The sequence below is a fragment of the Streptomyces sp. NPDC007162 genome (assembly GCF_040634175.1).
Lineage (GTDB): Bacteria > Actinomycetota > Actinomycetes > Streptomycetales > Streptomycetaceae > Streptomyces.
Genome location: NZ_JBEYFC010000249.1, coordinates 1 through 12,684 on the forward strand (window position 1 = coordinate 1; position 12,684 = coordinate 12,684).

Annotated in this window: 10 protein-coding genes; all 10 read right to left on the minus strand. The window is 72.6% G+C overall.

What is annotated here, in order from left to right; genetic code table 11:
* Positions 1 to 445 (minus strand): CBS domain-containing protein (locus ABZ646_RS26415; RefSeq protein WP_360523676.1); only part of this gene is annotated, 445 nt, incomplete at its 3' end.
* A 12-nt stretch (positions 446 to 457) separates the two neighbouring features.
* Positions 458 to 3,151: a GNAT family N-acetyltransferase gene (locus tag ABZ646_RS26420; protein ID WP_360523679.1), complete on the minus strand. Its 2,694-nt coding sequence runs from the start codon at positions 3,149 to 3,151 to the stop codon at positions 458 to 460.
* 373 nt (positions 3,152 to 3,524) lie between these two features.
* Complete coding sequence (locus ABZ646_RS26425; protein ID WP_360523682.1) at positions 3,525 to 3,695, minus strand: hypothetical protein; 171 nt, start codon at positions 3,693 to 3,695, stop codon at positions 3,525 to 3,527.
* 215 nt (positions 3,696 to 3,910) lie between these two features.
* Positions 3,911 to 4,852, minus strand: a complete 942-nt coding sequence (locus tag ABZ646_RS26430) for an alpha/beta hydrolase (protein WP_360523685.1) — start codon at positions 4,850 to 4,852, stop codon at positions 3,911 to 3,913.
* A 186-nt stretch (positions 4,853 to 5,038) separates the two neighbouring features.
* On the minus strand, positions 5,039 to 5,833 hold the full coding sequence (locus tag ABZ646_RS26435) for a maleylpyruvate isomerase family mycothiol-dependent enzyme (protein WP_360523688.1): 795 nt from the start codon (positions 5,831 to 5,833) through the stop codon (positions 5,039 to 5,041).
* A gap of 362 nt (positions 5,834 to 6,195) precedes the next feature.
* Positions 6,196 to 6,921: an L-ribulose-5-phosphate 4-epimerase AraD gene (gene araD, locus ABZ646_RS26440; RefSeq protein WP_360523692.1), complete on the minus strand. Its 726-nt coding sequence runs from the start codon at positions 6,919 to 6,921 to the stop codon at positions 6,196 to 6,198.
* Positions 6,922 to 6,958: 37 nt separating this feature from the next.
* Complete coding sequence (gene araA, locus ABZ646_RS26445) at positions 6,959 to 8,476, minus strand: L-arabinose isomerase (RefSeq protein ID WP_360523695.1); 1,518 nt, start codon at positions 8,474 to 8,476, stop codon at positions 6,959 to 6,961.
* A gap of 71 nt (positions 8,477 to 8,547) precedes the next feature.
* Positions 8,548 to 10,230 (minus strand): ribulokinase, encoded by a 1,683-nt coding sequence (gene araB, locus ABZ646_RS26450; RefSeq protein WP_360523698.1) that lies wholly within the window; start codon positions 10,228 to 10,230, stop codon positions 8,548 to 8,550.
* A gap of 103 nt (positions 10,231 to 10,333) precedes the next feature.
* On the minus strand, positions 10,334 to 11,353 hold the full coding sequence (locus ABZ646_RS26455; RefSeq protein ID WP_360523701.1) for an ABC transporter permease: 1,020 nt from the start codon (positions 11,351 to 11,353) through the stop codon (positions 10,334 to 10,336).
* A partial coding sequence (locus ABZ646_RS26460; RefSeq protein WP_360523704.1) for a sugar ABC transporter ATP-binding protein occupies positions 11,350 to 12,684 on the minus strand: 1,335 nt, incomplete at its 5' end. The genes ABZ646_RS26460 and ABZ646_RS26455, both read right to left, overlap by 4 nt.

The following is a 12,684-nucleotide window of genomic DNA, read 5'->3' on the forward strand; positions in this document are numbered from 1 at the left end:
GGAAGACCTGGAGCAGGTCGCGCCGGGTGACGATGCCGACCAGCCGGTCCTCCTCGTCGAGCACGGGCAGCCGCTCGACGTGGGACCCGGCCATGGTGCGGGCCGCCTCGACGATCGTGTTGTCGGCGTGCACCGTGACCGGGGGCCGGGTCATCAGCTGACCGGCGGTACGGGCCTGAGCCTTCGCGGCCTGTCTCCGGCCGGACGGTGTCAACGCGGCGAGCCGGGAGGGGTGCGGCGGGTCGGAGGGGTCGGGAGTCCCGGCCTGGCGCTCCATCAGGTCGGTCTCGGAGATGACGCCGATGACCTTGTCGTCCTCGTCGATCACCGGCAGCCCGCTGATCCGGTGGCCGGCCAGCAGCCGGGCCACCTCCTTGAACGGGGTTCCGTAGACGGCCGAGACGACGTCACTGGTCATCACGGAGCCGACCTTGTCGTGCTTCATGGCTGTTCCTCCTCAGCGCAGTCGCCGCAGATAGGGGTCGTGGGGCCGCCGCGGCAGCAGGCGCACGCGGGCGTCGAGCACGGTGACCTGGCCGGGCGCGGCGAGGACCGGGTTGAAGTCGGCCTCGGCGAGCTGGGGCAGGTCCGCGGCCATCCGCGACAACCGCAGCAGGAGCTGTTCCAGGGCGTCGAGATCGACGGGCGCGCCGCCGTCCGCACCGAACAGGAGCGGGGCACAGCGCGGCGCGGTGATCAGGTCGTGCACGTCGTGATCGGTGAGCGGGGCGAGCCGTGCGGCGTGGTCGGCGAGGATCTCGGTGGCCGTTCCGCCGAGCCCGAAGAGCACGAGCGGGCCGAAGACCTCGTCCTGGGCGACGCCCGCGAACAGTTCGGTGCCACGGGCGGCGAGCGGCTGGAGGACCACACCGGTCGTCAGACCCTCGAACCGGGTCGCCAGGTCCCGGAAGGCGGCGCGCACCTGGGAGTCGCCGCGCAGGTCGAGGTGGACCGCGTGCTGCTGCGTCTTGTGGAGCAGCCCCGGCCAGTGGGCCTTCATGACCACGCGTCCGTCGAAGCCGCGCAGCCGGTCGGCGGCGAGCACGGCCTCGTCCTCGGTCTCGGCCCAGGCCCACGGGAGCTGTGGGATTCCGTAGCAGGACAGCAGGTCGGCGCAGGTGCGCGGGTGGAGCCAGCCGCCGTCCGGCGAGGTCCGCAGGTGATCCTCGACGATCGTGTGGGCGCGGTGGGTGTCGACGTCGGGGAGTTCCGGGACGGTGCCCGCGGGGCGGGCGAGCCAGGCCGTGCGGCGGGCGGCGTGCGCGAGTGCGCGGGCCGCGGCCTGTGGTTCGGCGTACGAGGGGATCGTGCCGCCCTCGGCGGACAGCAGTTCGACCGACCGGTCCTGCTCCAGTCGTACGACGACGACCGGCCGGGGGCGGTGCCCGGGCGCCCGGGTGAGAGCGCGCACCAGGTCGTCGCCGGTGGCCTCGGCGACTGCGGTCGGCACGAGGGCCACCAGTACCGCGTCGATACCGGGGCACCGCATCAGCCGGTCCACGCAGGCGTCGAGCTGTTCCTCGCTGACCGCGGCGGTGGCGTCCACGGGGTTTCCGGTCGCGGCGCCGTCAGGCAGTACGGCGAGCAGGTCGTCGACCGTCTCCGCGGTGAACGCGGGCAGGGCGAGCCCCGCCTCCGCGCAGGCGTCGGCCGCCAGCACACCCGCGCCGCCCGCGTTGGTGACGATCGCGACCCGGCATCCGCCGGGCAGCGGCTGGGAGTGCAACAGGGCCGCGGCTTCGAGGAGTTCGCCGACGGAGCGGGTCGCGGTGATGCCGGCCTGCGTGAACAGGGCCTGCCGGGTCATGGTGCGGGTGGCGGCGGCCGCGGTGTGCGAGGCGGCGGCACGCCGGCCCGCGTCGGTACGGCCCGCGTCGACCGTCAGCACCGGCATCCGGCGGGTCACCCGGCGGGCGGTACGGGAGAAGCCGCGCGGGTTGCCGAAGGACTCCAGGTGCAGCAGGGCCAGGTCGGTGCGGCCGTCGGTCTCCCACCACTGGAGCATGTCGTTGCCGCTGACGTCGTACTTGTCGCCGAGGGAAGCGAAGGAGGAGACGCCGATGCCGAGCCGGGACAGACCGTCGAGCAGGGCGATCCCGATACCACCGGACTGTACGGCGATCCCGGCACTGCCCGGAAGCGGGTGGCCTGCGGCGAACGTCGCGTCGAGGCGCAGCTCGGGTTCGGTGTTGGAGACGCCCAGGCAGTTGGGGCCGACCAGACGCATGCCGTGGCCGCGGCAGGCCGACAGCAGGTCTCGTGCCTGGTTCGCGTCGAGACCGGAGGTCACCACCAGCAGCGCCCGCACACCGGCCTTGCCGCACTCCTCGGCGGTGGCCGGGACGGCTGCCGCGGGTACGGCGAGGACCGCCAGGTCCGGGGTCCTGGGCAGGTCACCGACGCACGGGTGGCACGGGACGCCGAGGAGCGAACTGGCACCGGGGTTCACCGCGAAGAGCCGCCCGGTGAACCCGCCGGAGCGCAGATGGTGCAGGATCGCCCGGCCGACCGAGCCGGGCCTGCGTCCCGCGCCGACGACCGCGACCACCTCGGGCCGCAGCAGGGGCAGCAGACTGGCCACGTCGGCCGCGCGACCCCGGGCCTCCACGGCCGAGAGGTAGGCGTCGTCCTCGGTGAGCCGGATGACACAGCGCGTCTCGGGCCCTTCGAGGCGGCGTTCGGTGCGCAGCCCCAGGTCGGCGAAGAGACGGAGCACCTCGCGGTTGTCGCTGAGCGCGTCGGCGGTGAAGCCGGTGATGCCCTCGGCACGGGCCGCGGAGACCAGGTGCTCGACGAGCAGCGTGCCGACTCCACGGTGGTGCATCCCGTCGGACACGGCGACGGAGACCTCCGCGGTGTCCTCGCCGTCGCCGCCGGTGTCGTACTCGGCGACCCCGATCATCCCTTCCGGTGTCCGTGCGACCAGGGCGAGGTGGCCCGGACGGGCGGGGGCGCAGGCCCGGTCCGCGGCCAGGGCGCCCGAGCGCCGGCTGATCGAGAAGAACCTGAACCGCAGGTTCTCCGCGGACATCCCGTCGTAGAACCCTTCCAGCTGGTCGTGGTCCCCGGGCGCCGCAGGGCGGATGCACACGGTGGTGCCGTCCGCGAGCAGCGCGTGGACCGGGGGTCGGCTGAGCAGGTCGTCCGTCATCGGGTTCTCCTCCGGGCGTCTGTGGGCACTTCGAGCATCCAGCGGATCGGCGAGGGGTCCCATGGGCTGGCCGGGGTGCACCGGGGGGCCGGTCGGCCCACCCCGGGGTCAGCGGGCTTCGCCGGCGGGGGCGGTGCGGTCGGTCATGGTGGTCACACCGGCTCGGGCACGATGACGACCGGGCACGCGGAGTGGTGCAGCACGCCGTGACCGCCGGATGCCGAAGGTCGGTGCCGACGGGCCCGAACGCCCCTGTGTGCAGGGGCCGTTGGGGGTACGCACGGTGGCTCGGACGATTCGTCGGCGACCTGACGGCCCGTCGGTTCGGGCGGCGGGGCCGGGAATGCGGCCGCCCGGCACGGCCGGTGAAGGGTCAGGGGGCCGGCAGGTTCGGGAACAGTGCTCCGGCTCGGTCGGGGCCGGGGGCGGCGAAGACGCCGTCCGCCGTCACCAGGGCCGTGGCGTGGTCCTGGTCGGTGGTGATGACGCCGTTGACGGAGATCTCGCGGTAGCGCGTCCGCGGAGAGACGGTCGTCCCCGGCATCCCGGCGACCACGCGGGCCCGGCCACGACCATGCGCCGCAGTTCGGGGTTGACCGGAGTCGACATCGGCTGCGCGAAGAGCTTCGTGGGCACCCGCAGCAGCCCCAGACCCGCGTCGAGAAGAGGACCACGCGGTCCGTCGACGTGACGGAGGCCGCGCGCTCGGCGGATGCCACGCCGTCCGCCGGCAGCCTCAGCCGAGGGGCGGGGAGTCTGCTACGGCGCAGCGGCACGGGTGTCGGCGAGGGCTTCCACGGCTGCGGCGACCCGCCGAGGGTTGGAGATCATGGTGAGGTGGCGGGCTCGGGGAATGAGGGTGGGCGGGGGTGCGCCGATGCGGTGGGCGGTCTCCTGCGGGGTCCGCTTGCTGAACACGTCGTCCTCGGCGCCGAACACGACGGACTTGGGAATGCGGACGGCGGCGAGTCGGGCCACCTGGCCCGCGGGGAGACCGGGTACACCCTGGCCGAGCATGTTCCACAGCGCGGCCTCGGCGCCCGGCACCCGCAGCGGCCGACGCCACTCGTCGACCCCGGCCGCGTCCAGCCGCGGGCAGGCCGGGCCGCACTGGGCGTCGTAGAAGGAGCGGATCAGCCGGTCGACGCCGAGGCCGAGCCGGAGCAGGCTGGTGCGGTACGGGTCGACCAACAGGTACCTGAGGGCGGACGGCGGACCGGCGCCGGTGTCCAGGGCGTCCCCGTCGAGCAGCATCACGCTCCCGATCCGCCCCGGGGCACGCAGGGCCGCCTCCGCGACGACCGCGGCACCGCTGGAGTGGCCCACCAGCAGCGGGCGTTCGCCGGGCCCGCCGAGGTGCACGGCACTGAGGAAGCCCAACAGCTGCCGGGTGAGATGGTCGACGGTGTAGGGGCCTCGGCGTTCGCTGTACCCGTCGCCGGTCAGGTCGAGCGCGTAGACCCGGTGATCGCGGGCGAGGAGCGGGGCCAGGCGCGCCCAGGTGTCCGCCTGCTCGAAGGCACCGTGGACCAGGACGACGGGCGACCCGCTCGTGCCCCAGGCCCGGTACCGGGTGCGGATGTCCGCCGCCTGCACGTAGCGCAGCCCCCCGGGAGCCGCGGCACGCCCCGCGGTGAAGGCGTTGAAGACCAACGAAGCCATGGTCAGCACCGCCAGCGCGAAGGCGCTGACGGACACCACGCGCCGCAACCACCATGTCAGGCGCCCCCGGTGGCACGGCGGTGCGTTCCGCGCGCTCTCGGCAGCGACCGGCCGGGATACGGCCGGCCCTGCCTGAGATCCGGATTCCACGTCGATTTCCTGTCCGTCCTCGTCGGCGGTCCGACGACCGCCACCTTGCGGCGAAGCCCCGCCGCGGGCCCCGGCTCAGAAGCCGGGGAAGACCCGTCGTAGATCGTCCAGCGTCAGTGCGGCCCCGGTGAGGGTCACGCTCGTCGGGGTGTGCGCGGGGGCGTGGCGGCCGGTCGTGAGGCGCAGCCACCACTCGGCGGGCGCGCTCAGCACCGCGTCGGGCTCGGCCGGTTCGTCGCCGAGCGCGACCGCCTCGTCGAGGGTGAGACCGAAGGACCTGCCGGGATCCGTGGTCCGTACCGCGAGGCGGACGGGTCGGCCGTCCACGGCGTCCGCCTTGCCGAGGTGGCCGATGAGCAGACCGGCCTGGTCGAGCAGGGGCTCGGTCGCCTCCGACGCCAGGACGGCCGCCGGATCGAAGGCGACCTCGATGTCCCAGGTGTGGAGGGTGAATTCGGTGAGCCGCAGGCCCGCCGCCGTCGCCACGTCCACGGGTGTCGGCAGGAAGCCCAGGTTGATCCGCAGATTCTCACGCGTCTGCGTGTCGAGCTCCTCGTAGCGGCTCACCAGCGCCTCGTTGGCGGGTACGAAGCCCTCGGCCCGTTCGGCCGGGGACATCGCGTCCCAGCGCGCCCACACGGACTTGTTGAAGTCCATGTCCTTCGGACCGCTGCCGTCCAGAGCCCCTTCAAGGACGGCCAGGGTGATCTCCGCACCGCTGCCGAGGTGGCTGAGCACCTGCGACAGGTCCCACTCCGCGGCTCCGGACCCCTTGGTGAGGTCGGCGGCAGCCAGGCCGCGCACCCGGGCGGCGAGGTGGTCGTGTCCGCTGCGCAGAGCGGCGATGATCCGGTCGGTACGTTCAGTCATGGGTGTCTCCAGGGTGGTGGACGGCTTACGCCCTGAAACTACCGGTAGTGGTGATGTACCCGACCCGCCGCACGCGCCGCCGCAAGGAACGCCCTCTGGCGGCGACCTGCCCGTGAACCGGCGCGGCTTCGAAGCGATGCGCCTGCCGTCCGGCCGCGGCCCACCAGGTGCCAACGCGCGGGGCCCGTCCGCGGTGTGCGGACGGGCCCCGTGATCGAGCGCCGGGCAGGCCTTGCACCTGCATTTCCCCACAGGAAGCGGGGTGTCTTTCCTTGGACCACCGACGCGGCAGCAGCCGACCGGGTTCGGTGACCGCCTCAAGATCGATCATAGCCCATGGGAAGCCCTGCCCCGTGCAGCGGTCATCCGGGTGTCGACGTCGCGTCCGGGTTGCCGTAGTAGGCGTCGGGGCCGTGTTTGCGGGTGTAGTGGCGGTCGAGGAGGTGCGGGGGCGGTGGGGCGGTCGGGGCGAGGCTGAGGGTGTGCAGGGCGATGTCGGCGACGGCCTCGCAGATGATCGCGTGTTCCAGGGACTTGCGGGCGGTGGCGCCCCAGGTGAAGGGGCCGTGGCCGGCGACCAGCGCGGCGGGGACCTCCACCGCCTTCCGGTCGTCCTTGAGCGTGTCCACGATGACGCGGCCGGTGTTGTACTCGTAGTCCTTCGCGCACTCCTCGGCGGTGAGGTCGCGGGTGACGGGGACGGGCCCGTTGAAGGTGTCCGCGTGCGTGGTCCCGAGGACCGGTATGTCGCGGTGGGCCTGGGCGAAGGCGACGGCGTGGGTGGAGTGGGTGTGGGTGACCCCGCCGACGGAGGGGAACGCCAGGTAGAGGCAGCGGTGGGTCTCGGTGTCGGTGGAGGGGCGCAGGTCGCCCTCGACGACGGCGCCGTCGGAGAGGCGGACGGTCACCAGGTGGTCGAGGGTGAGGTCCTCGTAGGGGACGCCGGAGGGCTTGATGACGAACACCCCTGCCTCGCGGTCGACTCCGCTCACGTTGCCCCAGGTGAGGGTGGCGAGGCCGGCCCGGGGAATGGCAAGGTTGGCAGCCAGGACCTCCTCCCGCAGGCCGTCGCGTACCGGTACGGTCATCGCTCGTCCCTTTCGGCTCTTTCGACGCGGTCGGGGATCACAGGGACTGGGCGAGTCGGTGGTAGGCGGCGTTCCAACGGATCTCCTTGGCGAGTTGCTCCACCGTGGTGTTCTCGCCGATGGTGAGCAGTTCGACGCCGGTCATGGCGGCGTAGTCGGTCAGTGTCTCGATGTCGACGGCGGAGCTGAGCACGGTGTGGTGCGGGGCGCCGGCCAGCAGCCAGCTCTCGGCCGATTCCGCGAGCGAGGGACGTGGTTTCCACACGGCCCGGGCGACGGGCAGCTGGGGCACGGGCTCGGTGAGGGGCACGACGTCGACCTCGTTGGCGGTCAGCCGGAACCGGTCGCCGAGGTCGGAGAGCCCCACGACGACGGCGGGGCCCTCGGCCGCGTCGAAGACGAGACGGACGGGGTCCTCGCGGCCGCCGATGGAGAGCGGGTGGATCTCGCACCGGGGGCGGTCGGCCGCGACGGAGGGGCAGACCTCCAGCATGTGGGCGCCGAGGATGCGGGGTGTGCCGGGCCCGAGGTGGTAGGTGTAGTCCTCCATGAAGGTGGTGCCGCCGGGCTGCCCCTGGCCCATCACCTTCATCACGCGCAGCAGGGCGGAGGTCTTCCAGTCGCCTTCGCCGCCGAAGCCGTAGCCGTCGGCCATGAGGCGCTGGACGGCGAGCCCGGGCAGCTGGCGCAGGCCGCCGAGGTCCTCGAAGTTGGTGGTGAAGGCGGTGAAGCCGCCCTCGGTGAGGAAGGTGCGCAGCCCGATCTCCTGGCGGGCCGCGTAGAGCAGGGAGTCATGGCGGATGTTGCCGGGCCGCAGGGCCGGGACCATGTCGTACGACTCGACGTACTCGGCGGCGAGCTCGGCGGCCGCCTTGTCGTCGACGGCGTCCACGGCGGCGACCAGGTCGTTCACTCCGTAGGTGTTCACGGAGAAGCCGAACCGCAGCTGGGCCTCGACCTTGTCGCCCTCGGTGACGGCGACGTCGCGCATGTTGTCGCCGAAGCGGGCCAGGCGCAGGGTGCGGGCGGCGTGCCGGCCGGCGGCGGCGCGGGCCCAGGCGGCGACGCGCCCGACGACCCTCGGGTCGGTGGCGTGTCCGGCGACGATCTTGCGTTCGATACCGAGCCGGGACTCGATGTGGGCGAACTCCCGGTCGCCGTGGGCAGCCTGGTTGAGGTTCATGAAGTTCATGTCGATGCTCGACCAGGGCAGCGACAGGTTGTACTGGGTGTGCAGGTGCAGCACCGGCCGGTCCAGCGCGCTCAGGCCGGCGATCCACATCTTGGCCGGGGAGAAGGTGTGCATCCACACGATCACGCCCACGCAGTGGTCGGAGGCGGTGGCCTCCTGGCAGAGCCGGCGGATCGACTCGGCGTCGGTGAGGACCGGCTTCCACACGATCCGCAGCCGGATCGGGTCGGCCGCGTCGAGTCTCTCGGCTATCGTCCGGGACTGGTGGGCGACCTGGTCCAGCACTTCCTCGCCGTACAGTCCCTGGCTGCCGGTGAGAAACCAGATCTCCTGGCCGGCGGAGGGCTTTTCGGGGGCGGTCATGACGGTTCCTTTCGTGGAGCGGTGTGCGGGCGTGTCGGTGGCGCGGCGCGCGGGCGTGCGAAGTGGGGCGCTCAGGCGGACGCCTCGGCGCGGATGCGGCGCAGGCGGTGCATGACGTCGTTGGCGCCGCGCCCGAAGTAGTCGTGCAGCAGCCGGTATTCCTGGTAGAGGCGGTCGTAGGCCGCGGCGCGGTCCGGGTCCGGCCGGTACACCCCGCGGTCGGCCTTGCCCATGGACCGGGCGGCGGCCTTGATGTCGGGGTACGCCCCGGCCGCCACCGCGGCGTGCATCGCCGCGCCGAGGGCGGGCCCCTGGGCGGAGCCGATGACCCCGAGCGGGCGCCGGGTGACGTCCGCGTAGATCTGCATCAGCAGCGCGTTCTTCGTCAGCCCGCCGGCGATGATGAGTTCCCCGACCGGGACACCGGAGGTCTCGAAGGCGTCGATGATGGTGCGGGTGCCGAACGCCGTCGCCTCCAGCAGCGCGCGGTAGACGTCCTCCGGCCGGGTCGAGAGGGTCAGTCCCACGACCGCACCGCTCAGATCGTGGTCGACGAGCACGGAGCGGTTGCCGCTGTGCCAGTCCAAGGCGATCAGGCCGTGCTCGCCCACCCGTTGTCCGGCCGCGAGCGCCGTCAGGTGTTCGTGCGCGTCCCGGCCCAGCGCGGCCGCCTGCTCGGCGTAGTCGGCGGGCAGACCGGTGCGCACGAACCAGCCGAAGATGTCTCCGACACCGCTCTGCCCTGCCTCGTAGCCCCACAGACCGGGGAGGATGCCGCCGTCGACGACCCCGCACATGCCGGGGACCGTGCCGTGCTGGTCGGAGCTCATCACATGGCAGGTGGAGGTGCCCATGATGGCCACCATCTGGCCGGGCTCCACGGCTCCCGCCGCGGGTGCCGTGACGTGTGCGTCGACGTTGCCCACGCAGACCGCGATGCCCTCCGGCAGTCCCGTCCACGCCGCCGCCTCGGCCGTCAGGTGCCCGGCCTTCGCGCCCAGCGTGCCGATGGGGTGCTCCAGCTTCCCGGTCACGAAGTCGGCGAAAGCGGGGTTGAGTGCCGCGAGGTAGGCGGGTGAGGGGTAGGCGCCGTCCTGGTACTGCCCCTTGTAACCGGCGGTGCAGGCGTTGCGCAGGTACGTGCCGCACAGCCGCCAGACGATCCAGTCCGCCGCCTCCAGCCAGCGTTCGGTGCGGTGGTAGATCTCCGGGTCCTCTTCCAGGACCTGCAACGCCTTGGCGAACTCCCACTCGGAGGAGATCTTCCCGCCGTACCGCCCCAGCCACGGCTCCTTGCGCTCGGCGGCCAGCGCGTTGATCCGGTCGGCCTGGCCCTGGGCGGCGTGGTGCTTCCACAACTTCACGTAGGCGTGCGGGCGGCCCGTGTACTCGGCCAGTTCGCACAGCGGGGTGCCGTCGGCGAGCACCGGCAGCACCGTGCACGCGGTGAAGTCCGTGCCGATGCCGATCACCTGCTCGGACCGCACACCGGCGGCCGCGAGCGCCTCGGGCACCGCGTGGCGCAGCACGTCGACGTAGTCCGACGGCACCTGCAGGGCCCAGTCCGGTGGCAGCCGGGTACCGTCCGGCAGTTCCCGGTCCAGGACCGCGTGCCGGTACGCGTGCTCGGCCGTGCCCAGTTCCGCGCCGTCGCGGACGCGGACCACCACGGCCCGTCCCGACAGTGTCCCGAAGTCCACTCCCACGACGCAGAGTTCGGGGTTCCCCGCGATCTCGTCCCCGGCGTTCACCATCAGCCTCCTCCACACAGCGGTATTCGATATGTCGACCGTCGTTCGGTCATGTGCCGACGCCGACCGGGCTTCGTGCGCCCCGGTCCGCCGAGCCGACCGCGTGCTAGGCGCGGCTCCTGCCGAAGTATCGGGCGCGCGCCCGGTCGAGCAGGATGGCGACGCCGAGGACCGCGCCCTGTACGACCTGCTGGTCGTAGGGGCTGACCTTGAGAGCGAGCAGACCGTTGGTGATGAACTCCAGCAGGATCGCGCCGGCCGCGATGCCGGCGATCCGGCCCTCACCGCCGGAGAGCGACATCCCGCCGACCACCGCGGCGGCGATCGCGGTCAGTTCCCAGCCGGCGCCGACCGACGGGTCGGCCACGTTCATGCGGCCGATCACCAGGACGCCCACCACACCGGCGAGCGCCGCGCTGGCGATGTAGGTGGAGGTGATCCGGCGGGCGGTCGGGATGCCGGCGAGCCGGGCGGCCTCCTTGTTGCCGCCGACCGCGTAGATCTGCCGGCCCACGTAGGTGCGTTCCAGCACGAACCAGGCGACGGCGGCCGCGCCGACGAAGAACAGTGCGGGGACCGGGATCTGGCCGATGTAGTACTGGCTCAGGTTGCTGAACATCGGGTCGAGGTTGTTGATGGGCGAGCCACTGGTGATCGCGAGCGCGGTGCCCTGGGCGACCGTGTAGGTGACCAGGGTGATCACGAAGGGCGGCACGTTGAGACGGGTGACCATGACCCCGTGCCAGAGGCCGACCGCGCCGCAGATCACCAGGGTGAACAGGATGGCGAGGGGCGCGGGCATGCCCTCGTTGACGTTGAACCAGGCGGCCAGGATGCCCGCCAGGCCGGCCAGCGCCCCCACCGACAGGTCGATGCCGCCGGTCAGGATGACCAGTGACTCGCCGATCGCCAGGATGCCGACCTGGGACAGGTCGCGGCCCATCACCTGGAGGTTGCCCACGGCGGTGTACGTGTCGGCGTTGGCGGCGATCCCGGCGAACACCAGCACACAGGCGATGATGACGCCGGCCTCCGGGGAGGCGGCGAGCTTGCGGGCGAGGTTGGACACGGCCGGGCGCTGCTTCGGCGCGGCCTCCTCGGGGGCGAGCGTGCTCTGCGCGCTCATGCTGTGGCTCCGTTCGTGAGGTGTTCCTGGCCGGTCGTTTCCCGAGCGGCCTCTTCCGGCGCGTTCGGCGCTGTTCCGGCCGCGGCCGTCATGATCCGTTCCTTGGTGGCGTCGGCCCGGTCGATGACCGTGGCGACCCGTCCGTGGTTCATCACCGCGATCCGGTGGCAGATCCACAGCAGTTCCTCCAGCTCGGAGGAGGCGACCACGACGCCCATGCCTTCCTGGGCCGCACGGTCGATCAACTGGTAGATCTCCGCCTTCGCGCCCACGTCCACGCCACGCGTCGGCTCGTCGAGCAGCAGCAGGCGCGGCTCGGCGGCGAACGCCCGCCCGAAGATGGCACGTTGCTGGTTGCCGCCGGACAGCGAGCCGATCGGCTGCTCCACCGACTGCATGCGCACGTTGACGTTCTCGGTGATCTTCCGGGCCTCGGCGCGTTCCCGGCCCGGGCCGAGCAGCCCCCGGCTGCTGATCCGCTTGAGGACCGAGACGACGACGTTGGAGCGGATCGACGCGAAGAGGACCAGTGACTGTTCCTTGCGGTCCTCGGGGATCAGTGCGATCCCGGCCGCCACCCCGTCCCCCGCACCCTTCGGGCGGTACGACTCGCCGCCCAGCCGCATCCGGCCGCCGGTCGAGGGCTGCGCACCCGCGATCGTGTGGACCAGGCGGCTGCGGCCCGAGCCCATCAGCCCGGCCACGCCCAGGATCTCGCCCTCGCGCACCTCGAGGTCGACCGGTCCGAGACCGTCCGCGGTCAGGCCCTCGACCTGCAGCAGGACCGGGCTGGTGGCCGGCGGTGCCTTCGGTTCGCCCTGCGCGACCTCGCCGCCGACCATCTCCCGGATCAGCCGTTCCTCGGTGGCCTCCGCGGGTTCGAGGTCGGCCACCAGCCGGCCGTTGCGCAGCACCAGGACACGGTCGCTGACCTCCCGGACCTCGTCCAGCCGGTGCCCGATGAAGAGCACCGTGCCGCCGCGTTCGGCCAGTTGCCGGGCCAGGCCCAGCACCATCTCGGCCTCGACCGGCCCCAGTGAGGAGGTCGGCTCGTCCAGGATCAGCAGCCTGGGCTCGCGGCCCCAGGCCTTGGCGATCTCGATCATCTGCCGGGTCGGCACCGGAAGGGTGCGCACCTCACGGCCCACCGGGATCGTCTTCGCGGACAGGCCGATCTCCGCCAGCATCGCCTCCGCCTCGGCCCGCTGTGCGGCGCCGTCCACCAGGAACCGCCGCCTGGACTCGCGCGGGCGGCGGCCCAGCAGCAGGTTCTCCGCCACCGAGAGCTTGTTGACGAAGGCACCGCCACCGTTGGCTGCCACGACCGGGGC